At 53.8% G+C, this 25,527-nt stretch carries 17 protein-coding genes and 1 pseudogene; 15 read left to right on the plus strand and 3 right to left on the minus strand.

What is annotated here, in order from left to right; all coding sequences use genetic code 11:
* Nucleotides 1–5 precede the first annotated feature (5 nt).
* The 4 genes from BS629_RS28160 (at nt 6) to BS629_RS28175 (ending at nt 7,137) form a co-directional block, all read left to right on the plus strand.
* Entirely contained in the window at nt 6–2,300 is a 2,295-nt protein-coding gene (locus BS629_RS28160; RefSeq protein ID WP_158081466.1) for a DDE-type integrase/transposase/recombinase, read from the plus strand.
* Between the two features lie 26 nt (nt 2,301–2,326).
* Nucleotides 2,327–3,373 (plus strand): TniB family NTP-binding protein, encoded by a 1,047-nt coding sequence (locus BS629_RS28165; protein ID WP_158081467.1) that lies wholly within the window; start codon nt 2,327–2,329, stop codon nt 3,371–3,373.
* Between the two features lie 7 nt (nt 3,374–3,380).
* Nucleotides 3,381–5,207 (plus strand): hypothetical protein, encoded by a 1,827-nt coding sequence (locus BS629_RS28170; protein WP_143529708.1) that lies wholly within the window; start codon nt 3,381–3,383, stop codon nt 5,205–5,207.
* Nucleotides 5,208–5,373: 166 nt separating this feature from the next.
* Nucleotides 5,374–7,137, plus strand: coding sequence for a hypothetical protein (locus tag BS629_RS28175; protein WP_077988677.1), 1,764 nt, complete (start codon nt 5,374–5,376; stop codon nt 7,135–7,137).
* Nucleotides 7,138–8,406: 1,269 nt separating this feature from the next.
* Here BS629_RS28175 and BS629_RS28180 read toward each other — a convergent pair.
* Nucleotides 8,407–8,964, minus strand: a complete 558-nt coding sequence (locus BS629_RS28180) for a hypothetical protein (protein ID WP_077988678.1) — start codon at nt 8,962–8,964, stop codon at nt 8,407–8,409.
* Nucleotides 8,965–9,159: 195 nt separating this feature from the next.
* On the opposite strand from BS629_RS28180, the gene BS629_RS28185 reads away from it, so the two are divergent.
* The 6 genes from BS629_RS28185 to BS629_RS28210 all read left to right on the plus strand — a co-directional run bounded on the left by BS629_RS28185 (nt 9,160) and on the right by BS629_RS28210 (nt 18,681).
* Nucleotides 9,160–10,074, plus strand: a complete 915-nt coding sequence (locus BS629_RS28185; RefSeq protein ID WP_077988679.1) for a hypothetical protein — start codon at nt 9,160–9,162, stop codon at nt 10,072–10,074.
* Entirely contained in the window at nt 10,071–12,389 is a 2,319-nt protein-coding gene (locus BS629_RS28190) for a hypothetical protein (protein ID WP_077988680.1), read from the plus strand. The genes BS629_RS28185 and BS629_RS28190 overlap by 4 nt, the downstream gene beginning before the upstream one ends.
* A 69-nt stretch (nt 12,390–12,458) precedes the next feature.
* Nucleotides 12,459–13,475 carry a TniB family NTP-binding protein gene (locus tag BS629_RS28195; protein WP_077988681.1) on the plus strand — a complete coding sequence of 339 codons (1,017 nt, stop codon included), beginning with the start codon at nt 12,459–12,461 and terminating at the stop codon, nt 13,473–13,475.
* On the plus strand, nt 13,468–15,342 hold the full coding sequence (locus BS629_RS28200) for a hypothetical protein (protein ID WP_077988682.1): 1,875 nt from the start codon (nt 13,468–13,470) through the stop codon (nt 15,340–15,342). The genes BS629_RS28195 and BS629_RS28200 overlap by 8 nt, the downstream gene beginning before the upstream one ends.
* Before the next feature lie 382 nt (nt 15,343–15,724).
* Entirely contained in the window at nt 15,725–16,564 is an 840-nt protein-coding gene (locus tag BS629_RS28205) for a HamA C-terminal domain-containing protein (RefSeq protein ID WP_077988683.1), read from the plus strand.
* Complete coding sequence (locus BS629_RS28210) at nt 16,561–18,681, plus strand: DEAD/DEAH box helicase (protein WP_077988684.1); 2,121 nt, start codon at nt 16,561–16,563, stop codon at nt 18,679–18,681. The genes BS629_RS28205 and BS629_RS28210 overlap by 4 nt, the downstream gene beginning before the upstream one ends.
* 70 nt (nt 18,682–18,751) lie before the next feature.
* Here BS629_RS28210 and BS629_RS40095 read toward each other — a convergent pair.
* Together BS629_RS40095 and BS629_RS28220 are read right to left on the minus strand one after the other, a co-directional pair.
* Nucleotides 18,752–18,883, minus strand: a pseudogene (locus BS629_RS40095) (cupin); the annotation flags it as partial.
* A gap of 153 nt (nt 18,884–19,036) precedes the next feature.
* On the minus strand, nt 19,037–19,228 hold the full coding sequence (locus tag BS629_RS28220) for a hypothetical protein (RefSeq protein WP_376775202.1): 192 nt from the start codon (nt 19,226–19,228) through the stop codon (nt 19,037–19,039).
* 664 nt (nt 19,229–19,892) lie between these two features.
* Here BS629_RS28220 and BS629_RS28225 point away from each other — a divergent pair.
* The 5 genes from BS629_RS28225 to BS629_RS28245 all read left to right on the plus strand — a co-directional run bounded on the left by BS629_RS28225 (nt 19,893) and on the right by BS629_RS28245 (nt 25,527).
* Nucleotides 19,893–20,633 (plus strand): hypothetical protein, encoded by a 741-nt coding sequence (locus tag BS629_RS28225; RefSeq protein ID WP_077988755.1) that lies wholly within the window; start codon nt 19,893–19,895, stop codon nt 20,631–20,633.
* Between the two features lie 142 nt (nt 20,634–20,775).
* Nucleotides 20,776–22,068 (plus strand): hypothetical protein, encoded by a 1,293-nt coding sequence (locus BS629_RS28230; protein WP_077988685.1) that lies wholly within the window; start codon nt 20,776–20,778, stop codon nt 22,066–22,068.
* Between the two features lie 449 nt (nt 22,069–22,517).
* A complete protein-coding gene (locus BS629_RS28235; RefSeq protein ID WP_077988686.1) occupies nt 22,518–22,670 on the plus strand; it encodes a helix-turn-helix domain-containing protein in 153 nt (50 codons plus the stop codon).
* Nucleotides 22,671–22,708: 38 nt separating this feature from the next.
* Entirely contained in the window at nt 22,709–24,271 is a 1,563-nt protein-coding gene (locus BS629_RS28240; RefSeq protein WP_077988687.1) for a type I restriction-modification system subunit M, read from the plus strand.
* The gene (locus BS629_RS28245) at nt 24,268–25,527 is read left to right on the plus strand and encodes a restriction endonuclease subunit S (protein ID WP_077988688.1); all 1,260 of its coding nucleotides are present in this window, start codon (nt 24,268–24,270) and stop codon (nt 25,525–25,527) included. The genes BS629_RS28240 and BS629_RS28245 overlap by 4 nt, the downstream gene beginning before the upstream one ends.

Genomic DNA, 25,527 nt, shown 5'->3' on the forward strand with positions numbered 1-25,527 from the left:
CGACGATGCTGGATATCTCTGTTGATGACCGGTTTCTCTTTCTATCTATTGATGATCCCGGAGAGTTCGGCGTAACTCACTTTGACGATGGCTCCATCAGTCTGCGCCGGTATCCCCGCGGAGAGAAGAAGGACGTTGAATGGACGGAGTTTGCTTCGGAACACGCGGACGGGTTGATCGTTCGAACGGCTAGACGTGGCCAAAGCTTGAGCGTGCTTTCCACACGCCTCCTTCTGTCGTTATTCAAGCCCGAGGGTCGTGACGTCACTGTCGGAGAAATGGAAGACTGGGACGAGTTAAATGAAATAGTGCTCGCCGCCGCACAGAAGCAGTTTTTCGGCAACAAATATCTGATGCAGCGAGCAAAGAACTTAGATTATACGAAGACTGATGAAGACCTTACCGCCTTTATGGACGAGTGGAAGAAGGCTGCCGAACAACGGGGCCTGGGAGGTTGGGTCCCTTCAGCTTCTACTATTCGTAGGCTGGTGTACCAACGGACCGAGCTCCTCAGCCTCGCCGACTGTCTGTTCAAGACGGGTACGGTCCGCAACAAGGGCATCTGGCCGACATGGGTGTATGAGCTCGCTGACCAGGCACTCGGGAAGATTTCTTCGCGGTCCATGCCCAACGTCGGCGAAGCTTACAAATGGTTTTTCGCTCATTTCTATCTCGGTCGGGACGAGGGCGAGGGGATTCCCGAAGACAAACGACAGACGCCTCCGGACTTGAGGACTTTCCGAAACTGGAAGGCACAGGCCACCAACAGGGAGAGCACCTCGAAGCTCTTTGGTAATCGTGAGGCGAACAAGGAATGGAAGGGGACAATCAGCCCCCAGAGCGCCATTGCGCCTTTGCAGATCGTCATCATCGATCAGACCGAAGGAAACATATGGGCAGCGGTGAAGCAACAAGGCGACCCATCACCAAATGGAGAACTTCCAGATTTTAGCGACACAAGGGACCGTAGCACCGAACACAAGGTGCTGGCGGGGAAACGTGCCCAGGTCGTCTACGCCGTCGATGTCTACAGCCGGAAGACCTTGGGCCTGATAATAACGTTTGAACCGCCCAGCATTGATACTTTCATGGCTTGTCTGAAGATGGTCATGACGCCAAAACTAGCTTGGAAACAGAGATTTCCAGATCTTCCAGACGCCACGGACGGATTCGGGAAGCCACTTACAATCGTGCTCGACAATCTGCGCGTCCATGTCTCGGACAGCGTGCAGCGTGGCCTTCTAAGCATGAAGATAGGGATCGAATATGCTGCACTGGCTTCCCCAGAGTGGAAGTCGATCGTTGAACGGGCGATCGGTACGGTAAAGCGGGTCATGGCTACCCTCCCAGGTGGATTTTCGATCGATGACCGAACGGTCAGCTCTGCGGACTATCAAAAATATGCTGCACTAAGTCTCGATGAGATTGACGAATTCGTTACTCATCGACTCATCACCGAGCACCACATGCTCCCGCACAAAGGGATCAACGAGCCCCCGGCCTACCGTTGGGCAAACGGGATTAGAAAATTTGGTCGAAGCATGGTGGACGACATGCGGATGCTTGATCTTCTCGGGCGCCGTCGTAACACCGTTGAGCTTACAAGAAACGGCATCCGCTTGAATGGGCATCGGTATCATCATCCGGAGCTTGTCACGAAGCTACTCGATGCCTATGCGGCAAAAGCAAAAAAGAAGAAGGGAAGATCTGCGACGGTCATGGTCACGGTCTTGTGGAAGGGGAACGATGTCAGTTCGATCGGCGTCATCGACCATTCCAATAATCAAATTGTAGTTCTTCCGAACCACGATCCTCTTCTCGCCTCCCTATGTATTTCGTTTGATTTCGTAAAAGCGGCACGTAAGGACAACGCTGGGATATTCGATGAGTACTATCCAGTGGGGGTGAGGGCAAAGTACCTTAGACAATACTTTGCGAAGCTTGAGAAGTTTGTCACCACACAAACCCATCGGGCGGCGAAGAAGACCGCAAGGTTGCTAGAAGGTGGAAGAGGTGTCGTCATTGCATCAGATGTCCGCAGATTCGACGCGATCATACCGGTTACCGACTACGGACTGGCCAAGATCGACATTCCGCAGGAGTCGTCGTTGGACGAGGGGATCTTCGAAATCGAGACACCCAAAAAGCGGGCTCCATCTAAACCGCGGTCTACAAGCGACAAGTCCATCCAGCCTCTACCAGTCGCGTCGACGCAGCCGGGGTTTGCAATGTCATTGTCGGAGAGCGAGGCCTATCTCGACCGTCTGATGAACGAGTCATCCGGCGCGGTAAGGCATTAGCAAGACGTCGACAGAGGACGATGAACGTGAACAACGAGACAGATATCGCGGTCGAGTTCCGTCACATGCGTATTGGGTATCCGGCGCTCTTCGAAATTCATGAACGCTTCGACAGTCTCAGACAATCAAGGCGCACCGCTATGGCGGATACGCGAGGGACAAACACCGAAGCAAGTTGCATCTCCATGTTCTGGCCATCACACGCGGGAAAGACAACCGTGATCGATTGGTACGTCGAATCCCGATTTCCAGGGCAGCGTTCGGACGTTTGGCCCGAGATGGTCGATCGCGAACTACGCGTTGTCGTCATAACCCTCGACTCGGGGACCAACTTCGACAGCTTCGGCAAGCAGTGTCTCAAAGCATTCGGGTGTCCGCTTTATGCCAAGAATGAGAGAAACCCATGGGTCATGTTTGACCGATTGCACAAGTATATCGCCGGCAGGAGGACCGAACTAATCATTTTTGATGAGACAAACAATCTGCGAATGCGCAAGGCCAGTGATACTGATGCCACAAACATCCATAACGCGCTGCGAGCAATCGCAAAGAAGCAGGGCTGTCCAATTGTAGTCGTTGGCACTGAGGAAGCAAAGGAACGAATATTCAGCGACACACAGATCGCCAATATCGGAGTCCAACTTCCCTTCGAGCGTCTCAGGCTAACCGACCCGCTGTTTATCCATTATTGCGCCGCGATTGGAATCAAGCTTGTAGAGCATGGCCTTTTCAGCAGTCGGAGCAATTTCGTCCAAGGTTACTGTCTCTCGTGTCTTCATGAGGTAAGCGGCGGCCTGCGGGGAAGGGTTTCACGGCTGGTCCAACACGCTGCTGACATCGCCCGGAGCAAAGGGGCGGAACGCGTTGAACTCCGTCACCTTGAACTAGCCACCGACCTCTACGCCATTCCCAACGGATTCATTAGCTTCAATCCATTTACGAAAGCTCGGAAAATCGATGAGGAATCTCGACGAAGAGCACTGGTAGAGAGGTCTATCGCGAAGGCCTTGGCCACAGCGGCCGCACGAATACGCCCAGGCTCGAGCTACAACCGGCAATTGGTCACACAATGAAATGAGGGTGACCTTTCCGATCCGAGAACCCAAATTGGTGCTGCAGTCCTCTATCGAAAGCGGGCAGGGATTAAGGGAGGCGGTTCAAAAGGCGTGCAAACTGAATGGATTTAAACACACGTCAGTCGCCCTGGAGTTAGCCGGATGTCGGTCGGCGCGGCGCCTGTCTGCTTTGGCTGTGTCAGACAATGCCGCCGAGCTCCGAGCCGTTTCGAAGCTGCTGGGGATAGAAGACGAAAACGAGTTGCTCGCTACTGTCCTGAGTCCGTCTAAAGAAGCAAGTCGGGATTTCGTTTCGTTCTTCGGGCACAATGTGAGGCGAGGGCATATCGCGAGAACCCGTAGGATCTCGCCGCAATCTCTGAAGTCAAAACCTGAAATGAAGGCGATTTGGGCGCTCAAGCCATTATCCTTCGATCCGACCAATCGGGAAAAGCTCCTTGATCGTTGCCCTTCCTGCCAGAGTATTCTTGGATGGGATTGGTCGTTGGATCCATGGATTTGCGAGCATTGTTCTCTTGACCTTCGTTCGGTGCCGATGCCAATGTTCGAACCAAGCGATCCGGAGGCTTTGGATTTCGTAGCCTACATGCTGGACCCTACAGCGGACGGCCGGCGCGTGCATCTCCCTACCGGGTCGACGTTCAGCTCCGGCTCCTACGGAGACCTGTTCCAACTAGCTGTGCGCATAGCGACGACCTGCCAACGGTCGCGGGACACGACGTCTCCTGTGCAGATCGAACCAGGCCACGTCCAAATGGCAGGCCGCGCAATACTCGATTGGCCGAACGGCTTCCTCGAACTTGTAGAAAGTACGCCGGCGCAGGCCGATTCCGGGCAAGCAGCGAGCTGGTTCAAGGAAAAGCCGCTTCGGCAATTGCTCTATGATCCGACATTGTCGTCTGCGATCAGAAACGAGCTCACAAAAACGTTCGAAGTACATCGGCGAAGGGAAGGGCTGACCCGAGGGGATGCGCTGGTCGCGAACGCCGCGAAGACAGATCTCTCACGCGAAAGACTGCAGCATCCAAGGGCAGCGTTACTCAGGCTGCTGCGGACCAGGAACATTGAGATGCGACCGCGTCCGACTTTCGAGACCGTGATGACAGTATTGAGAGATGTGTCGGAAGTCCGACAATTCGCGAAAGAAACCGGTGTGCCAATCCCGGAGGTCTGGAGGCTATATTGGGCGGGATTCGCACCAGAGCTAGTCTCCGCCCTTTCTTATTACGGCTGGTGTGCCCAACCAGTGCTTGAAGGTACGCTGCGTTCCGCTGTCAATAGAGTGATAAGTACCAGTTTGGTCCGCGGAGGTCTTGATCTGGTTTCGGCCCGGTTTGCATTAGACCCCCAAATGAAAAGTTCGTGGTCGTCAATTTTTCAAGCCGTATTTGATGGACGGCTAGAAGTGGGCTCGGGTCCGAGCAACGGAAGCCTGGTTGGCGGCATCTATGTCAAAGACTGCCACTCTCTTCGCACGATAATAATGAAGGAGCGCTCGGATCCAGACGTCGCACATAGTATTTTGACACAGGAAGAGTTTTCGATGCTGATGAGGAAGTCGAGGATTTATGCGGCTCACCTCGTCCGATCCGGCGTAATGAATGGGCCTAGTAACCTCGAGACGTTTGCTCGTCTCAGAGAGCGCTGGGCCTTTGGCTTCGAACTCGACACACTCGCCGCGATAACGGGTTCACTGACTTCATGTTCGTCGAAGAGACTTCGCAATGCTCGCGTCGACCGAATTGATTTCGGGCCAGCGACCTTATGGTCGAGAGAGCAGGCATTATCCGTGCTGGCCTTCGATCACCATGAGTCGTATCCCGCACAGTGACGTCACAAGATGCGCAGATGCGCAAACTTTCTTCACGGCGGCCGGGACGGGTGAGCTAGTTCGTGTCAACTCTCTGCCATCCGAGGTGTAACAACACCCGTGCCGCAGGCGCGTAATCTGAATCTGTTGACAATTAGGATCATTATACGCAGCAAGGAAAAATCGGATGTTGACAGGTTGTCAAGGCTTGGCCTTTAACGAAACGAATCCTTCGGCTTCAAGCGGCTCGAATCCTTTAGAGGCGTGCGCGCGTCTCGTCCTGACGGCCGAGCCCGCTCGTGACGAAGGGTTGCTGAATTACCTTCATCGGCTGATCGCGCTAAACGGTTTTCGAGACCTGAACATACTGAATGATCTCTTGGGCATAATATCGCAGAGTGCCTGGTCACACTTCTCCTTAGCGAAACGTCAGATCGATCCAGCGAGGGTTTCGCACCTGACGAGTCTTGATATGTCACAGGTCGAATCCTTGATGTACAGGAAAAGCGCGAAGCTGGTCGAATTCTTCGGGACGGCAATTTCACCCTACTACTTCAGCAATATCCGTAGGGTGTCGCCCACCTTCCTGCGTAGTCACGGGTACCAGAAGGCGATCTGGGGATTACGCTGCTTTTCATTCGACCCGAGCAACATGGAACGCCTAGTCGACCGCTGCCCTGCTTGTGGCCTTTCGCTGACTTACAGGTTCTCCGCGGGTCCTTGCCATTGCGCAATCTGCGGATGGGATCTCAGGGATTCGCTTCAAGAAACTGTCGTGACGGCGGATCCCAGAGCAATCGATTTTGTACGGCATTTGATAGATCCAGCCCAGGATACATCGAAGACATGGGGTCTGCCGGAGGGCTTGCGTGGGCTTTCTCCTGCAGAGATTTTTGCGATCATAGTAACGCTTGGAAACTTGCTGGAGTGCGAAAAAAATGGCGGAGTGGAGGAAAGGATTTTGACAAGGGCCAAACAGTTCGATCTTTCTCCCGAAACGCTTGTCGAAGCCTCACTCGCGATACTCGGTTGGCCGGACCGCTTCCTTGAAGCTGCCTCGAGGGTCAGGCATGTCAAGCGTCATATAGCAAACAGGGTCAAGCACCCGTTGGTGCTTGGAATTCCGGCTAACATGAGATCGCTGAAGTGGTTCCTGAACAAGGAAATCCGGAAGGATTCAGGCTCGATGAGGCGCCAGATCCACAGATTTTCAAGCGCCGATGAAAAGGTAGAAGCAATTAACTATCAATTTCCGAAGCCCGTCGAGGCTGACGTTTCCAGCTTCGGACTTCCACGAGCTGAGGTGGTGGCACTTTACCGAATGGGCGCCGTATCTTGTCCTGATCCCAAGCTTCGAGAACAATTGGGAGTATCGGAAACCGCAGCCCCCAGGGCGATTGATTTCCTGGAGCAACTGCCACGGGGCTCCGCCGGCCTTCCGCTAAGCGATGTCGTGATTTCATCGAAACAAGCGCGGCACCCCTGGGCTGCGGTACTAAACGCGGCTCTCGACGGGCGTATCAGCATATCGCAGGCGAAAAGCGAGGGATTCGCGCGACGATTTTACACGAAGGATGTTGCAAAAGTCAGAGCGATTTGTCTGGCGGAGGAAACGCAGATCGACGGAAGAACCGAAATCGGATCGGTCGACGCCGGCTTCTATCTGAGTATGGGGTACGAAACGATTGTGTCACTGAAGCGCGGGGGACTGCTGCCAGAGGGCAAATTGAGACTCGGCGATGTCTGGAAGTTCCAGGAAGATTTCATGTCGGCGTCAGAACTCCGCTCGCACCTCCGGGTCATGGGCCACCGATCGAACAACTGGGAACTCTGGTTTCGGATCGAGTCTCTCGGATTGTATCGTGCCGCGCCGGGCGTTAGCGCAATTACGCGCACAGACGGCGAAGCCTTCCTAGCTAGTTGTCGACGCAAGCGGCAAGTAAGCGGTTGAGATTTGTCGATCAGCAGCCCATCATCAGCGCAGCACAAGCCTCTGCGAGCGGAGTGCACTGCAACGGGTGGTCAGGTTGTATCCTGCGTGTTTAGAATCGAGGTTTTTTCCGCGTCCTCTGTTTTCATTGATTTTTCCGGAATCGGACTTTTTTTCCGCCCATAACTATAGGTGTAGAAACCAACCAAACACGATTTTCGATCCAAGCGATCAGAATTCAAAACCAAAGGATTGCGATTTCCTGAATCGATATCCTGATGCATCCTGTGGCGGATCAGGCGCTTATCACCGGGTCATCACCGGACCTCCCGTGCAGAGTCGCTAAACCTCAACTCAAGAAATTCGCGATTTTATCCAAAGGATAGCGATTTTCGTATTTGCGCGTTTGGACTGCGTTGGAACTGCCCATGAGGGCCGGGCACGGCAAACACTGGCTCTTGATATGAGCGCCACCGAATACTGAAGCTGATCTGGAGGCTTCACCTGCGGTCCGGCGTGAGCGTTCTAAAGTCGCACATCACCGCCCAGGCAGACCGGCTTCCCACATTCGCGGAGAATAGCAACGCTTGCGGAGACAAGCCGAGAACCCACGTCGACGTATCGTCGGCTATAACTCATTCATCCTGTGGGCCCTCCTGGTGATCTTATGCGCCCTCTTGGCCTCGCTCCGGATGCTCGACCCACCTCCAGCACAGATGCCCAATGTGGCGCAAGCCACCGAACAGATGGCGATCCGCCAGCTCGATGTCCGCCCCTGTCGCGAAGTGCTGAGAAGAACCTTCGTGGTCGGACTGCCGATCCGAGGCCACCGTGAGCTAAACTCATGCCATCGAAGTCGTCGTGTGAACCTTCCCCGGTGGGAAGACTCGCAGAGGCTTCCATTCTCCCACCCGATGTTGCCGACCCATCAGACGCGAATACCAGTCACGAAGATCGAGCGATCACTCGCGGCCCTCATTCGGGCAAACACGAAATCGTAGTTCACTCCTTGGCCTACTTTGGTGGGCGCGGCCGCCAAGCTCGGCTTCCAACAGGCAAGGAGATCGTCTCCTGACAGGCAGGCAGCAAAAGGAATTCTGTCGCCTTCAGCACACCGATTACCTTGAAATTTATTTCGGAAAATAAGGAACACATTTTCGCGCTAGGTAACGTATTTCCTTGCACCTTATTCGACTTATTTCCTTGCGTATCCAAAAATGTCAACATTTGTCTCCAAAGGAATTCCGTATCCAAAACATCGTTAGGATACAAATTGTCTCGGGATTTTGATCAGATTTCCTTGGGCTTCCGTCGCGTGCGAAAGCGCTTCGGGCGTTCTGCCGCGACAGTTATCGGCTCACCGGCAATCCAGTAGCCATTATCGCGGTAAACGAACTCTTCCTTCGCATCCGTCAAAATCCGTCCCAGTCTTTTCGCCGGGGTGGGGTGGTCGATCTCGACGCCCAGCGCTTTAAGCCTGTCATAGATTTCGATCCTGCTTAGAGGATGCCCTTGATCCTTTAATATCCGGTAAGCCTGTTGCCGAACTTGCCAAGCTTGAGCATCCGGGCGCTGAATCCGCCTTTTTGCGAAATCTTCAGGTACATCTGGAAGTTCACCGAGATGGTTAGGCCTGTCATCAGGGTTTGCGCCGAGCAGGCTGAGCGATCTCTTGGCGTCACGAAGATGTTTCAGGTCAACGTCGACCTGCCGCGTCTCGGCTTCCAAACGTGCCATCTCGGCTCGCATCTCTTCGCGCCGCTTCTCCAAAGTCGCAACCTGCCGATCAATCGAGACCAGTGCGGCGTGTGCAGGGGTTGCCTGGGGGCGATTGGTTGATTGCTGCATCGGGCTCTTTCGTATCCTAGAGAATCGCTATAGGTACTTTAGTCGCCGCGATGCTCCTGTTGGTTGTCGCAAGCGGCGCTGCATTTGGTAACCAGTAACACGATTAGAGGATTCAGTCATCTGTCAGGGGCCGCTCAGCCTCTGTCGGAGCCTATTTCCTATCGCCAATTCACAGAATTCTTCTAGGAGCTTCAAATGAAACACCGGTCTGAAAACATCTTCGATCCTTTCGCAATATTCGGTACCCAAGGCCTTCCCCACCGCGAACTCGACCCGGCGTCCTATGACCAAGAGGACGAATACGTCCCACAGGATGTTCGTCCCAACACGTTAGACGTCGTCGCCAAGCTGTTTTGGGCAGAAAACGGCGGGCCAATCAGAACGATTATTGATGGACGCAAGACCCGTCCCACGGGTACTTTCCACGCCATAAAGGGTGGTGCGAGAGCCATGCCATGGGAATCGAAGCTTGAGCGTACCGCCATGTGCTTGGCGGACTTCTCGACCCGGGTCCATTACCTGCTAGCGCAACCGCACCGGCTCGAAATCTCAGTCCGGGGCAACCGGGGGCGGCCGCTAATATACTTCCCCGACCTACTGCTACAGGTGCATCCTTCCTTCGTCGAAGACCTACGGAGGGGCATGCCATTCTCGCAGGCTGCGTGCAAGGCAGCCAATCGTGATGTTCCGCCACATCGACTGCAGAACCTGCTACTTGAGATCAAGGCGGACAAAGACCCTCGTGACGACGATCCGGCATATCAGCATAAGCTCAGGCTTGCTCAGGAACTCTACCACCGTCGAGGATTCGCTTTTTTCACAATCAGGCAGTCGGTGCATCTAGATAAGCAGTTCACTGCAATCGCGCGACGTGGCGATCTCCATAAGTATTCAACCCTTGATGAATGTGATTTCGCGACCTGCCTTGCGCACTTCGGTGAAAGAAACACGGTGCCGCTTGCGTCCCTACAGCAGGCGTTCGGCGACGGCCCATCAGCGCAGGCGAAAGTAGTTGCCCTTCATTACCGACGGTTCATATCCATCGACTTGACCGCTGGTCCCAACAGCGGGTCGCCAGTTCACTTGATTGACCAGGGGGCGGGCCGATGACCCTTGATATCTCAGTAGGTGATCAATACCAGTTTTGTAGTGGGACAGTCCGAGGCGCTTTCAAAGTTCAAAGCGAAAACGATGAGAATCTGGTTTCACTCCGAGGTCTCGCGGACGGACGCGAAGTTCATATCAAGGCGCTCGACCTAGCTGTGCTGCAAGCGAGAGGTGGCGCGGTTCGCACGAAGCGTGAGGGCGAGGTAATACGTACTGTCACCGCCTTCGATATCCGAAGTCTGCACGAACCTCCCAGAAAGCATCTGACAAACAGACAGTTGAAAGACTGGCAGATCAGGAAGGCGGATTTCGAGCGAGCAGCAACGCTTCTTTTCTACGTGCGAGCTTTTGATGCTGCACCGGGGACTAAGAAAAGCACAGCAGCGCTCGGCGAATTTATCGACGGCAGAGGCAGTGAGGCAAAAGAGGCCGGGCTTGAATGGGCACCGTCTGCCAGTGCTGTCCGCAAGGCGTTGGCAAAAGGAGGGGAGAACAATCGAACAATAGCTCTCTACCTTCGCAAAAGGGGGAACGCCAGGAAGAAGTCGAAATGGCCCGCATGGGTTTACGACCTGGGCCAAGAGACGGTAGCTCACTATTGGGGTGATCCGGTCGTCCTCTTCACCCACGCCCACGGCTATTTCGATGACAGATTCTACGCAAAGCGTGACGAGTTGATCCGCGCTCGTAGAGAGCAAGAAGCAGATGCTTTATCCAGCGACTCTTCAGAACCGGTGGATTATCCGGACCTAATGTTCGAGCCACCCTGCCATCAAACCCTGACCAACTGGATCAATGAGGCACGATGCCACGCGACGATCAAGTCGAAGTTCGGCATCCGGCAAGCAAACCGAGAGCTACGTGGCCGAGGCGAGAGCGTCACCGCGATTGCCCCGCTGGAGATCATCGTACTGGACCAGACGCTCGGCGACATCTGGGCGTGCGAAGAGGTCCAAGTCGACGGCACGACGGCGATTGTGCTGAAAAGGCCTTGGCTCGTGTGGGCAATGGACTTGTTCTCGCGGATGAACGTCGGGTTCGTCATGACGTTCGATCCGCCCTGTCTTGCAACGCTGATGGCCTGCTTGCGTGATGTCGTCAGCCCGAAAGCAGCATTGCTGGAGCGCTTTGGGTTGTCCAAGGGCGCGGCGGACGGTTGGGGGAAGTACAAAACTGTCATCCTTGACAACGCATTGGCTCATATCGGCGTAAGCCTCCAGCTGGTCGGTGACATCGTAGGCTTCGAGGTCGACTACGCGCCAGTCAGGACCCCCGAATATAAACCTTGGATCGAGCGTCTGGTTCGAACAATGAATGGCGCACTGCACGCGCTGCCAGGAGGAATTCCCTATCCTCCCGATGAGTTGGAAGTAAGGGGCATCGATCCTCAAAAGAGCGCTGGCTTGTCCATCGATTCGATCCGAGACCTCATGGATCACAAGATCATCGAGTATAACCTCGATGAACACGACGGCATCGGCATGGCTCCAGCTCGCAAGTGGACGGAAGGCGTTGCCGAGTTCGGTCGCCTTTCCGTTGACGATGCCCGCTCATTCAAACTCGTCCTGGGGCGCTACGAGACCCGGACGCTCGATGCGGAGGGCATTCTTTTGAATGGCCATACTTTCCACGACCAGGGGATCGTGTCGATGCTGCTCGATCACATGGCGCGGTTTCATCGTGAAAGGCGGAAAAAGAAACTAGGTCAGACCGCGTCGTTTCGTGTTCACCTCTTCTTTGACGACATGGATTGCTCCTCGATTTCCGTCATTGATGAGTACACCAACGAGATCGTGGAACTTCCGAACCGCGATGCATTCTATGCCGAGAAGCCGGTCTCCTTTGCCTTCTCCAAGGGCGAGCGTGAGTATCAGGCCAAGCTCAACAAAAACTTCCACACGCGGGAAGAGAAGGCCAAGGCCCGCCGCGAGTACGGCAGGGAGCTTGAGGCAAAGCTTGCGAACGACAATCACGCTGAGGCAAAGCGGACGATCCGCGTGCTCCAGGGGCGTGAGAAGCCGCAGCTAGCACCGGGAAGTCAGATCATTGACCTTAAAATCAACCCTTCGATCAGCGGGATGCCGGTCGCCGAAGCGGTTCCAGTGTCAATGCCGTTCAACGAGCGGGCGGACGTCTTGACCGCACCAAAAGGCCGAAAGCCCAAAAAGCCGAAGACTCGCAAAAACGCGGCAGTCGCGGAAGCGGCAAACGATCACGTAAAGCCTCAAAAGCAAGCAGAGATCGATTGGGCCGTTCAGCCGGACGTCGACGAGAGCGAAGCCGCGCTCGACGAGCTGGCGCGTCGGTACGGCTTCTAACATGACTGGCTGGGACAGGCGAAAAGCCTGCTCCGGCCAGAACCACAACCCATCGTCTAAGGAAACAGCATGCACATCACGTCCACCGTCGATGAACTCGAACACGTTTTCAAAAATCTCAGGATCGAGCACGCCTTCATGAAGCAGGCCCACAAAACCTTCGATGCGCTTCGCTCCACAAGGCGGCGCATCATGGAAAGGACAGCCATCGGGAATGAGGCAAGGTGCGCGACGCTTTTCGCCGACACCCAGAGTGGCAAGACCACCATCGTATCGGCCTATGTGGAACGAAACGTTGTGGACTATTGCTACGAAAGTGGCTTGTTCGCGCGGGACACTCCGCGAGTTGCTGTCGCACTGCTACAGAAGGTGGTGGTGCATATCTCAGTGTCCGGGACGTCGACCCTCATGTCGCTTCTTGAAGACATACTCCGGGCGTACAACGATCCATGCCCCGAAACCGGCAATATGGGAAACAAGAAGCATCGCGTTCTCAACTACATCAATGAGTTTCGAACAGAGCTGCTGATTTTCGATGAGATGAATCATTTGAGGATTGGTGCAGCGTCCATCAGTGCTCGGTCCGAGGCTACCAGAGTGCACAACACGCTGAAGGACTTCCTTCTTGGTGGGTGCCCGGTCGTTTTCGTTGGAACCAGCGAAGCGAGAACGAAAGTCTTCTTGGACAAACAGATACGCGCCCGGTGCATCAAACAGCTCTTCCTGGGCCCGTTGAACTTCAAGAAGCCGAAGCATCGCGACGCGTTCAAAGAATTCGTTGGTCTGATCGGCCTGCATCTACAGCGTTCCGGGTTGCTGGCCGAACGCTCTAATTTCATCAGTAAAGATGTGTCCGCCCGGCTCTTCGTCGCTTGCGGGGGCTATCTCGGCCATGCGGCAAACCTGATCGAACGCGCCGCCCTTTATGCAATCGAGGATGGTGCATCGCGGGTCGAATTCGACCACCTACGGGCAGCAGCTGACGATTACACCGTATTCAACGAGCTTGCGACCAGCAATCCTTTCGACAAGCCGGAGCGAGTGCGCCAGGCTCCGCCTGCGACGGGAGAGGCGGCTTATGTCTGAGTTGATGGAGCGCCACGATGTTGAGGTTGCTCACGCTGTCTACAGGGCCACGAGTATTGGCCGTGTTTTGGCCTTGCCGGTCGATCTGGAGGCTGGCGAACACCTGCGGGACGCCGCGTTCCGAGCCGTCAGCCGAAACGGGTTCTCAAACAGCGGTGTCGTTCTGAAGTTGGCGAAGTCGAAGTCTTTCAAAAGCTTGGCAGCTGTTCATGGCGGAGCGGCCGACGAGATAGGTCGGCTGATTGACGTCCTTGGCATCCGAAAGGATGCCGATGCGGTGAAGGGGTTCCTTACAGACACGCCTGGATGCGGTCGGGACTGGGTCGAGTTTTTCGGCATCAACTTGCGGCGTCGACATATGGCCAGTCGACGCCGCGTCTCGCCGACATCACTTCGCAAACACGGAACGCAAAAGGCGATGTGGTCGCTGCAGCCACTCGCCTTTGACGTCGCAACAAAGGAAGAACTGCTAGATTATTGCCCCGTCTGCCAGTGTGGATTGGGCTGGTGCAAAAACTTCGGCATCAACTTCTGCGACCGCTGCGGACGCCCCGAACAAGCCGCTGTCGATTTGCGGGACTTCCCTCAACCGCTGGCCGACATCCAGGATGAGGCGGCAGTGCAACTTATCGCCGATCTTGTCGATCCCGAAGCGGCTGATCGTCGTTCCAAGCTTCAATTGCATCCCGAGCTGACCCAGCTCGGGCGAGGGGCGCTTTTTCAGTTCGCTGTTCAAATGGCAGGTCGTTTCGAGAGTTCCGGCGCAGGTTGGGGCGGCTGCCTTCAGGTCAGATCGATTGAGCGTGCCGGGCGAGCGATCCTGGAATGGCCGACCAGCTTGGAAAATCTACTGGCACCAAACAAGGCCGGGCAGGACGGAGAGGGCGATATAAGCGCCCTATGTTCCGACCAAACGTTGTCGCCCGAGCTTCGCTCCCTTTTGAAAGGACGAAAAGACAAGTGTCTGGGGCGGGTAGTTGTCGAGAAGGTTGATCGATCAACGAGTTCGTCGAATCCGTCCGCGCCCATTCGACAGATTGGTCCAATGAAACACGGCCGGGTAGAACTGCGGCGTCTGAACGAAAGAGCGGGACCAATCCACGCCGTCGAAGCAGCCGTGGCGCTCCTGCGCTGCTCGCCTCAGGCAAGAAGCATTGCTAACGGCATCGGCGTGCCGGTCCCCCATCTTATCGATCTCTTCGACGAGGGATTGCTTCCAGAACTCATTCCTGTGCTCGGTCCGCTGAAAACGGCTCCTGCTCCTGGTCAGGGGGTGTCTCTGTTCAAGCAGCTGGAGCCCAGCCAACGTACCAGCATCAGTCGTGACGGGCTTCCACTGTTCGACCTGGCATTTGCTTTAGGCGGTTTGAATGGCAAACAGTGGAACCGGATATTCCGAGCCATCGTCACGGGAGCGATGAAAGCCACCTGGATTCCAGCCTTGGACCTACCAATCGTTCAAAGCGTTTTTATTTTCGATCCTGACGCACTAGCGCAGGTCCTATCGTCAGGCGCAACGACGCTCTCTCACGCCGATTTCGTTCCGCTGTCGCAAGAGGATGTCGCAGCGGCGTTCGGAAGATCGCGCACCACAATTCGAAACCTCGTGCGGAACGACCTGTTGCCGCGTAATCCGACGGGTATTGACGTCGCCGAGTTTCGGAAAAACTGGATGTTCCTATCCGAGGTACGTAATCTCGCGTCCCTGCATGGAATGGCGCTCCCGAACGCCCCGAAGCAGCTTGCGGCATCGTCGCTGGCCCGTATTTCGATTGGTGACACGACGATCTGGTCTCGTGTTGGCGTCCAGGAGCATTTCGGCCTGGACAGCGGCAGCTTCTCATTTGCCGGTCGGCACACGACGTAAATAAGCGGAACGCGCCTTATTCGTTAGGGGTCTTCGCACGCAACCCAAGCGGTGGGCCAATCCAAAGCCAGGATGAACTTGGTGACAAGCGTGCAGACTTTGTGGCAAAGCGCTTCCTCTTAGTTGGGAATCTGGAGGTATGACCGCCGCATTGGCCTTCAGCTTCTTTTCTTATCTGCCGCCAGCGGCTCGTGAGCCAGGAAACGCGCTCGTCAAAAGGACATAGGCGTTTTCTGCCCTGTAGAGTGAACTCATGTGCGCAGATTGTTTAGCCTGCAAAGTCCTTCGAGGATTAAGTCGCTGCTTCTTGTTGTGAATGCAGATGAACCGGATAGAGTTTCCTCTACTGATTCTATGCATGGTTGAGGCGACGCGGCAGTAGATGCTGAAATATCCTGAGAAATTTCTGGAAATTCGCACAGATTGTATCAATCTGCCGCCTTTCTCCGCGCTATGTGCCGGGTATGACAGTAACCACTGGCGGGCAAAGCCTTTTGCTGACCACTTATTCAATTGGTTGCCGTTCGCAGCGCTTAGTCAGGAAAACCAACTAGCTTTCGGAGGAAGCAACTTCGTCGAAATGCTCCAGCTCGCCGCTGCACATATCTACAACACCAAGAAGACGGCGAGCCGAGGTGAGATTGGAGAGCTTATCTTTCACTTAGCCTGCATCTTACACTTTGGCACGTCTCCAGTGTTGTGCAAGCTCGTGCTCAAGACCTCATCAAATGACACGGTGAAGGGATTTGACGGGGTTCACATCCTGCCGAAAGGCGACGATTTCGAAATCTGGCTCGGGGAATCGAAGTTTTACTCGAACCCGTTGCGTGGCATTCAGGATGCAGTGAAATCCGTCAAAGAGCATCTTCTCCCGGCCTTTCTCGACATGGAAAAGGCGATGATCTTGGGCCACGTTGCGGAAGGAGTTCCCAACAAGGAAGCCGTCAAAAAAGCCTTTAAGCCGCAAACATCCAAGGATGAGCTGTTAAAACGGGCGGTATTTCCGATCTTGATCGCATACAACAGCGACACTGTTGCCTCTCATAAGGTCCTTTCTGCAAAATACACCGCAGAACTGAAGGCCGAAGCGGAGAAGCTGCGGGATTATTTTGCTGATAAAGCAGCGGGTCTAACGGCCCGTTTTGTGCTCATGTTCGTGCCGATGAACAACAAGAAAGCAGTGATCGAAAGTTTCGACAAAAAGCTTGAGGCCTTCCTATGACGATCTTGGAACGTTTGCGCACGCTTGAACCAGCGACAATGTTAAGTGCTGACGACATTTTCGATGCAATGGCCAGCGCCGGAACTTCGTTAGCAGACGCGTCGGATCGCGAGGATGATGCCGCGCTTGAAATATCTATCCGACTCCTTGAAGCACGCCGTCAGGGCCAAATTCCCATTGACTGCCTCACCGTCGTCGAGATGCTGGCCGAAGAGTGCGGTCTCTATCCCTACGTTGACAGCGAAAAGTTCAGCCTGTTCAGCCAAGCCGTCATTGAGACGCATGCTGTTCAACTGGACGAGAAATTGTACCTGCACTCAAAGCAGATGGAAATTTTGCTGCACCTGCTGGCGGGCGACAATGTCATCTTGAGCGCCCCTACAAGCTTCGGCAAAAGCATGCTCGTCGATGCGTTCCTCACGTACAAGTCGCCGAATACCGTTGTGATGTTACTGCCGACAATCGCGCTGATCGACGAAACGCGGCGGCGTCTCACCCGGCGTTTCGGTGACAGATACGACATCATCACCACCGTTACCGATGGTTACGATTCCACCGTACCAACAATCTTCGTGCTCACACAGGAACGGTTCCTACAACGGAAAGACGTCAAGAAAATCGATCTGCTCTTCGTCGATGAGTTCTACAAGCTCGATCCCACACGCAAAGACGACAGATATGAGAACTTAAACATCGCCCTCTATCGTGCCTTGCCAAAATCAGCGCAGTGCTTCATGGCGGGGCCACACATCAAAAACATCCTTCTGGGTGACCGGTATCGGGGTAGTTTCCGCTTCGTACAGACCGACTACCGAACGGTGTCGGTCAACATCTTTGACCGGTCGGCTCGTGAGGACAAGAAGGATGCGCTCCTGGCCGATCTCGCTGGTGTCGCGGATGAAAGCTCCATCGTATTTACGGCAACGCCTGGCTCAGCCCAAAATCTCATGAAGGACTTCATCGCAGCGAAGCTAGGGACAGATAGCCGAATTGGAGCGCTGCTGAAGACCTGGATTGCTGAGAACTACCATAAGTCTTGGCCAGTTGGAGAGGGCACCGAGAAGGCAATCGCAGTCCACCATGGACGGCTTCCTCGTTCTCTTGGTCAGCTGTTCATTCAGCTTTTCGACCGTGGAATGATCAAAATCCTTATATGTACGTCAACCTTGGTGGAAGGCGTGAATACCTCAGCGGCCAATGTTTTCATTTTCGATAAGAAGATCAACCATCGCGCCGATCTCGATTTCTTCTCGTTCGCCAACATTCGCGGACGTGTGGGCCGGATGATGAGACACTTCGTTGGGCGAGCCTTCCTTTACTACACTCCGCCCGAAGTCGTGGAGACCAACGTAGAGATACCGGTTCTTTCCGACCCAGCTTCGTCTTCAGACTACATCCTCATGAACATCGAGAACGACGAGCTGCCGCCCGCAGGGAAAACTCGAAAGGATCAACTCCGCGCTACCACAGGACTGTCCATCGCCGTTCTGAAAGAACACGGCGCTCTGGGGGTCGACAACCTCGTTGCGGCGAATGACCGCATCAAACAAACTTTAAGGAGTGATCATGCCTTACTGGAATGGAAGGGCTTCCCCAATAAGGAGCAAAGGGTCGAGGTCGCCGAGATTGCTGTAATCATCGCCAGAGCTAGAGGGGACCAATTTGGGATCGGTAGCGGCAAGCAGGTCGCGTGGGCATGGGCGCAGCTTCAGAAGATTTCCACATTGCCGAAGTTCCTTCGCTGGTTTGAGCGAACCTTTTCTCCGAAAGATAAAGCGAAGGGAGTGGACGATGCTTTCCGCTTCCTCCAGGCATGCGAATTCGCTTTTCCTAGATCGCTCGCCGCGATTGAGGCACTGGTCCTGATGAATGAACCCCTTTTAGATGCGAACTATGGGCCTTACGTTGCGTCGTTAGAAAGCTGGTTCCGGCCTGCTTGGATGAAACAAGTCGATGAGGCTGGTATTCCACTCCCCCTGGCAGAGCGGCTGGCAAGGCATCTGAACGCTCCAGCGGATCGACATAATGCCCTTCGACAGATAGCGCAGCTCGATATAGACGGACTCGGATTCGACGAAATTGACGAGCTATTGATCGAGTTAGCTGCTGAGAAGTAACATGCCGTCGCCACCTACAGGCGATGACAAGGCCGATGGTCCTGTCAGATCGGGCAAGAGAAACCCGCGCAAGCTTGGCTGCACCGCGCTCAACGCCAAGCACCTCGTGTGCATCTGAATGGTAGTGATGGTAATCGAACACGCCATGGTGCCAGATGCCGGTCCAGCCGTTCTCCGCGAATGCCTCTTCGAAATCCGACGAGGTGGCATCGAAGACCGCCCGGCGACCCAGAGGAATTGGCCCATTGCGGATTGATCGGCGACGGCTGCGGTAATTCACCTTTGACCAACCATCGAACCCAGCAACGATTCCAAGAGCAAAATGCGCTTCACCTGCCAGTGCGCTAAGGTTACGTCAACCTTGGCCATCCTCACGTTCATATCTAGGACGCCAACCGCGCGTCATACCTGGACTCATCGCGCTCTCGGCCAATGCGAGCTGAAGTCTCAGGTGTTTAATGTCAGCCAAGAGCGTAGCTACAGTAGCCTTGGGATCGTCGTCGTGAAAGGCAAGCGCTGCTTCGACCTCATAGTCAATGTCGCCCATCTGCTGAACCGCTTTAGCGTTCATCGTTCCGCTCTCTGAGAAGTCGGTAAAACCCTTCGAAAACATCCACGACCTCGCCGCTTAGCTGGAAGGCGATGGATCGTTCCATAGGACGGTCCGTATTGAGCTTGTCAAAGTAGCCCCAGCCCAATCCTCCTGCAGGGGCGGCAGCACCACCGAAGTTGCCTCTCGGGCAACCACTCGCGGCATCGAATACCTGACAGGATTTGATTGACATCCGGTCCCGCTGTTCCTGCATTAGGACCGTTGTAATCAAGATCGGACGAATATCTGCGAGCGTGGCGTCATATAGAGTGATCCAGTAGAGGTCTCTCGATTTTTCGGGACGAGCGAAATCCCCTGGCGCGACGTTAATAGCCAACTCCGATATGCAGACAACATTTATGTTCTTATTTTGTTCTGATTCTGCTAGGAGTCAACATGGAACGAGAGGATAGTCAAATGGCACGCTGAAACCGCTCACCTCAGGGACGGCCTCCAGAAGCAAATGAGCGAGGACCAGGGTTAACCGCGTACGGCGGGACGATGATAGGAAATGATGCTGAAAACGCTGCAGCGGGCGGGTGCTAGAGCTTGTAGATCAATTTCCGCTTGATCTTGCTGAGCATCTTCCGACAAATAGTTGCTGATCGATGGGGGATTCATGGTTGACGATGACCGCATTCGCGTCGTGACCGACGCTATCACTGCTTATGTGAAAAGCCCGTCGCTTCAGCATCTTCGCGATCCTCATTCGATTATTACGTTAGCAAAAGCTATTATCAAAGAACTTGATCGCGATAGCGGGATTTGGAAGAAATGGAAGGGTCAACGGGACGCTCTCCTGAAGGCGTCGCTTGGATGTTGGATTCCCGTGGAGGAACTCCAGAGCTATCTAAACGCTCTTCCCGGCCCTAGCCTCACTGTCACGGACGTCTGTCAACGGCAGAGGGCCTACCACGAGGAGCCTTACTCAAGATATCCAAATGAGGACCTGAAGGAGGGCTGCTTGATGCTGTTCAATGAGGAAAAGGCATTGGGCACTGAGCTGGTGGCCATTATCGGGCGGATTGCTGAACATGTTGAAGCAGAAGAGGAGCGTCTTCGGCTGGAGCACGAAGCCCGCTACAAAGCTATGCGTGAGAGCGAAAGACTTGCGGCGGAACGTCGTCTCCTGTCTGGAGCCGACTGCAAGTGGACACATCCGAAAAACTCATCAGAATGCTACAGCCGGGTGAACGGCCGTACTTACCGCTTAATACGGACCGAAGATAAACGATGGAGCCTGTCGCGGGTCGAAGGCGTATCCTCAGGAGAGAGTGGCAATCTCATCGGCACATACTTGGGGAAGGCTGATGCAACGAAAGCAGTGGCGAAAATCGCATACGAAACAGAATACCGATGAGGTTAAGGTGATCGCGGCAGCTTCAGAATTTTCGGTCGCACCGCAGATTTCGTTCCTTGCACTCTGATGTAAGTTTTTGCCGTCGTCTCTGCCGCTCATTCAACGTCAGATAACTGTGTACACGCCACCGGGCTAACTAACTATGAGCCGTATTTTTTCCCGAGAAGAGCTATATGACCTCGTCTGGTCAACGCCTATCCTTCAGCTCGCTGAGCGGTTCGAGATTTCGGATCGAGGCCTCGCGAAAACTTGCAAACGATTTCATATCGCAGTGCCGGGTCGCGGGTATTGGGCGAAGATCGAAGCCGGTCAGCCCGCAACGAGAACGCCACTGTGGAAAACCGACAACCCCGCCTATCAAACCATCGAGATCGGCGGTGCTCAGCATCATGACAACCCGCAGTTAGCGTTCGCAGCTAAGGCGGCCCACGATGCCGTATTCGCTGCCGGACAAAAACCTATCTCGAAGATCAAAAGACGTGATGTTCAAAAGGCCGCTGTCGAGGCCAGTGCGTCGACCGACGACGAGCCAAAGATAAAGGCGGCAGCACCAGTAACCTTTGAGCTGATAGAACAACCTCACGCAATGATTATGGGCATCGTTCTTGAACTCCAAAATGCGACTCCGGACCAGGATGGCGGCATTTCTCTAGAAGGTATTCGAATTCATGAAGGTTCACGGACACGGATCATCGCTCTCCTACACAACCTTGCGCACGCTCTTGAGCTTCGGTCGGTTACAATTTGTAAAGGCCAATCAGGCCTCAGGGCGGAAATGCTTCCGGACGCCATACGCTTCGAAATCCTTGAGGGACGCAAGCTCGTAAAACATGAGCCAACTCCCAGCGAACTAAGGAGGGAGATGGACTTTCAGCGGCGACGCGATTTGGCAACACGTCGTGGGCAATGGTTGCCGCCTGAACATTTCTATCCCGAGTATGACTACCACTACTCTGCCAAGCTGTCATTTGAAGTTCACAACTGGGCAGACGGGGCGAGGAAAAAGTGGTCCGACGGTAAGCGCCAGACGCTTGAGGGTGTTCTTGAAAGTATTGCTGACGGCATTCTCTATCATCTACACTTTGACAAAGCTCGTCGGGAGAAAAGGGAAGAGGACGAGAGACGCTGGCAACATATGGCCCGACGTCGCGAGCTTCAGAAGCGGCGGAATGATCGGGAGCAAAAACGAGTACAATTCCTTGCTGACCTCGCGGCGTACCAGAGCGAAGCCGCCAATCTGAGGGGTGTAATTGCGCACGCTTCAGCTTCGGCGGAGGCTGAACCGGAGTATTGGCGAATGATCGACTGGGCCAAAGTCCGGCTTGCTTATCTAGAGGCTCAGAATGCCATCGGCCCCCTCACAGCGAATTTAAGATCACAGAACTTGTTTCCACAAAATGATGAGCTGTTTGACCCGGAAGGTGACCCTACATGATAGCTGCGCAATTTCAGTTCGCTGGGTCTAGCTATCCCAAAGCAGTCCAACCGGTTCGCGGTTTATTCAGCGACTACCGTCTACCTCGTCGTGGCCTGCTCCTGGACGGTACGCTGATGAAGGGCGTTAAAGCATTGCTTTCGATGTGCACTAGAGGTGTTTCGAGGTTGGTGGAGCTGTCATCGGGGCTCCATCTTCAGCAATTCGTGAAGTCAAATTCCTTGCCCTTTGCCCGAAGTTTATCGGCGCGACGACTACGGAGGCAAGCGGCTTTAGGTCATCAATGGCCCTACTGTTATTGAATTACATTGATGGACCAGTGGACACATAGTCACAAGAAACGACAGAGAACTCATACTGAACCTATCGGGCGCGTACCCCGTAAGGCTTGCGCCATCCCCATCTTCCATTATTTCCTCGCAGCTCCCCCAAATTGGATTCGGGATGCGATGTCGGACGATGAAATTCTTACGATCAGGGAGCTGGCCAGCTATTTGAAAGTTGCTGAGGAGACGGCCTATCGCTTTGTGTCGGAAGGCCGCATTCCAGGGTTCAAGGTTGGTGGGTCTTGGCGTTTTCGCAGATCAGAAATTGAACGCTAGATCGCTGAGCGAGAGCAGAAGTAAAAGGAAAAAAGAGCATGACAAGCGCCGAGCAACGCGCCCACCTACAAAACCAAATCTGGAAAATCGCCAATGAGGTGCGCGGTGCGGTCGATGGCTGGGACTTTAAGCAATATGTGCTTGGAACCCTTTTCTATCGTTTCATCAGTGAGAATTTTGCCAGCTATATCGATGCCGACGATGAAAGCATCAATTACGCTGAGTTGCCGGACAGCGTAATCACGCCTGGAATCAAGGACGATGCGGTCAAGACCAAGGGCTATTTCATTTACCCCAGCCAACTATTTTCCAATATCGCGAAAAACGTCAAAAACAATGAGAGCCTGAATACAGACCTGAAGAAGATTTTTGATGGGATTGAGGGGTCCGCGAGCGGCTACCCTTCAGAGGCTGACATCAAGGGCTTGTTTGCCGATTTTGACACGACCAGCAACCGCCTTGGCAACACGGTGAAAGAAAAAAATTCCCGATTGGCAGCTGTAATCAAGGGCGTTGCGGAGTTGAAATTTGGCGAGTTTCATGGCGATCAAATCGACCTGTTTGGCGATGCCTACGAATTCCTGATTTCAAATTACGCAGCCACTGCGGGCAAGTCTGGCGGTGAGTTTTTCACTCCGCAGCATGTTTCGAAGCTGATAGCGCGGCTTGCGATGCACAAGCAAACGAGCGTGAACAAGATTTACGACCCGGCATGTGGTTCAGGCTCCCTGCTACTGCAAGCAAAGAAGCACTTTGACGCGCACATTGTTGAAGAAGGTTTCTTCGGCCAGGAGATTAACCACACAACCTACAACCTGGCCCGGATGAACATGTTCCTGCACAATATCAACTACGACAAGTTTGATATTCAGCTAGGCAACACTTTGATTGAGCCGCATTTTGGCGACGAAAAGCCATTCGATGCTATCGTTTCCAACCCTCCTTATTCGGTCAACTGGATAGGCTCTGACGATCCAACGCTGATCAACGATGATCGCTTTGCTCCAGCAGGTGTACTTGCCCCAAAATCCAAGGCGGATTTTGCGTTCGTGCTGCATTCGCTTAATTATCTATCTGCCAAGGGTCGTGCGGCGATTGTGTGCTTTCCCGGTATTTTTTTTAGAGGCGGGGCTGAACAGAAAATCCGGCAATATCTTATCGATAACAACTTTGTGGAGAGCGTAATTTCGCTGGCTCCCAACTTATTTTACGGCACCACCATTGCCGTTAATATTCTGGTACTCTCCAAGCACAAGACTGACACTAAAACGCAATTTATTGACGCGAGTGGCCTGTTCAAAAAAGGAACGAACAACAACACGCTTACAGACGATGAGAATGCTGCCAATCCTGGTCACATTCAACAGATCATGCGGGCCTTCGATAGCAAGGACGATATTGCACACTTCGCACAGTCGGTTGCCTATCACGATATCGTCGCCGAAAACTACAACCTTGCTGTCAGCGCCTATGTGGACCCCAAAGACAATCGCGAAGTTGTAAACATAGAAGATTTAAATGCTAAGATAGAAATTGCGGTGGAAAAAATCGACAAATTGCGTGCGGAGATTGACGCCATCGTTGCGGAGCTTGAGGCATGAGCGGCCTGGACTACTTGGATAAGCTACTGGATGGTGCTGATGTTGAATGGAAGCCGTTGGCTGATGTGACGATGTCAACGAGCAACATTAGATGGCGAGATACAGAGCGCACATACCGCTACATTGACCTGACATCTGTCAGCATTGAAACGAAGTGCATCACTCAGACTACTGAGATAGACGCTAAGAATGCACCGAACCGAGCGCAAAAGCTTGTGGAACAGGGCGACGTGATCTTTGCCACCACACGCCCATCACAACAAAGATATTGTCTTATCGACGACGAATATTCAGGCGAGGTTGCAAGCACAGGTTATTGTGTTCTCAGGGCTAAGAAGGAAAAGGTCTTACCAAAATGGATTTTGCATTGCATTTCTTCAAGCGAGTTCAAGAGTTACGTTGAGGAACGGCAGGGTGGCGTTGCTTACCCGGCGATCTCTGATGCCCTTGTGAAGGCCTATTCAATCCCCATCCCATGCCCTGAAACCCCGGAAAAATCGTTGGCAATTCAGGCGGAGATTGTGCGCATTTTGGACGCATTTACCGAGCTTACCGCCGGACTCACCGCCGAGCTTGCCGCCGAGCTTGCCGCGCGTAGAAAGCAATACAACTATTATCGTGACCAGCTTATGAACCACCCGTCTGGGAATATTGCCTTGAAACCTCTGGGATGGGTGGGTGACGTTCGCATGTGTAAGCGGGTGATGAAGAACCAAACGTCGGATACCGGTGATATCCCGTTTTTCAAAATTGGAACGTTCGGTGGAGAACCCGACGCATTCATTTCTAAAGAACTCTTCGAGGAGTACAAAGAGAAATATAGCTATCCCGGAATTGGCGATGTATTGATTTCAGCAAGTGGGACAATTGGCAGGGCTGTAGTTTTCGATGGGAAAGACGCTTTCTTTCAAGATAGTAATATAGTGTGGCTCGAAAACGATGAGACCAAGGTACTGAATAAATACCTTTTCCACTTTTATCAGATTGCTAAGTGGCATGTGGCGGATGGCGGCGTGATCAAGCGTCTCTATAACGACAATATCAAGAGGACCCTTATCCCTGTCCCTCATCCTGACAACCCGGAAAAGTCTCTTGCTGAGCAGGCGCGAATTGTATCAATTCTGGACAAATTCAGCGCGTCAATTAGGTCAATCAGCGACGGCCTACCACGCGAAATTGAACTACGGCAGAAGCAATACGAATATTATCGCGATTTGCTGTTGAGCTTTCCAAAGCCTGAAGATGTGGCCGCATAG

Origin of the sequence: Rhizobium leguminosarum bv. viciae USDA 2370 (assembly GCF_002008365.1) — a bacterium.
Lineage (GTDB): Bacteria > Pseudomonadota > Alphaproteobacteria > Rhizobiales > Rhizobiaceae > Rhizobium > Rhizobium leguminosarum.

Coding starts and splice junctions, on each gene's coding strand:
- BS629_RS28240 (WP_077988687.1), top strand. CDS start 22,709: ATGACAAGCGCCGAGCAACGCGCCCACCTACAAAACCAAATCTGGAAA.
- BS629_RS28175 (WP_077988677.1), top strand. CDS start 5,374: ATGTTGACAGGTTGTCAAGGCTTGGCCTTTAACGAAACGAATCCTTCG.
- BS629_RS28230 (WP_077988685.1), top strand. CDS start 20,776: ATGAGCCGTATTTTTTCCCGAGAAGAGCTATATGACCTCGTCTGGTCA.
- BS629_RS28225 (WP_077988755.1), top strand. CDS start 19,893: ATGGTTGACGATGACCGCATTCGCGTCGTGACCGACGCTATCACTGCT.
- BS629_RS28160 (WP_158081466.1), top strand. CDS start 6: ATGCTGGATATCTCTGTTGATGACCGGTTTCTCTTTCTATCTATTGAT.
- BS629_RS28245 (WP_077988688.1), top strand. CDS start 24,268: ATGAGCGGCCTGGACTACTTGGATAAGCTACTGGATGGTGCTGATGTT.
- BS629_RS28200 (WP_077988682.1), top strand. CDS start 13,468: ATGTCTGAGTTGATGGAGCGCCACGATGTTGAGGTTGCTCACGCTGTC.
- BS629_RS28220 (WP_376775202.1), bottom strand. CDS start 19,228: ATGGGCGACATTGACTATGAGGTCGAAGCAGCGCTTGCCTTTCACGAC.
- BS629_RS28195 (WP_077988681.1), top strand. CDS start 12,459: ATGCACATCACGTCCACCGTCGATGAACTCGAACACGTTTTCAAAAAT.
- BS629_RS28190 (WP_077988680.1), top strand. CDS start 10,071: ATGACCCTTGATATCTCAGTAGGTGATCAATACCAGTTTTGTAGTGGG.
- BS629_RS28185 (WP_077988679.1), top strand. CDS start 9,160: ATGAAACACCGGTCTGAAAACATCTTCGATCCTTTCGCAATATTCGGT.
- BS629_RS28180 (WP_077988678.1), bottom strand. CDS start 8,964: ATGCAGCAATCAACCAATCGCCCCCAGGCAACCCCTGCACACGCCGCA.
- BS629_RS28235 (WP_077988686.1), top strand. CDS start 22,518: ATGTCGGACGATGAAATTCTTACGATCAGGGAGCTGGCCAGCTATTTG.
- BS629_RS28205 (WP_077988683.1), top strand. CDS start 15,725: ATGCTGAAATATCCTGAGAAATTTCTGGAAATTCGCACAGATTGTATC.
- BS629_RS28210 (WP_077988684.1), top strand. CDS start 16,561: ATGACGATCTTGGAACGTTTGCGCACGCTTGAACCAGCGACAATGTTA.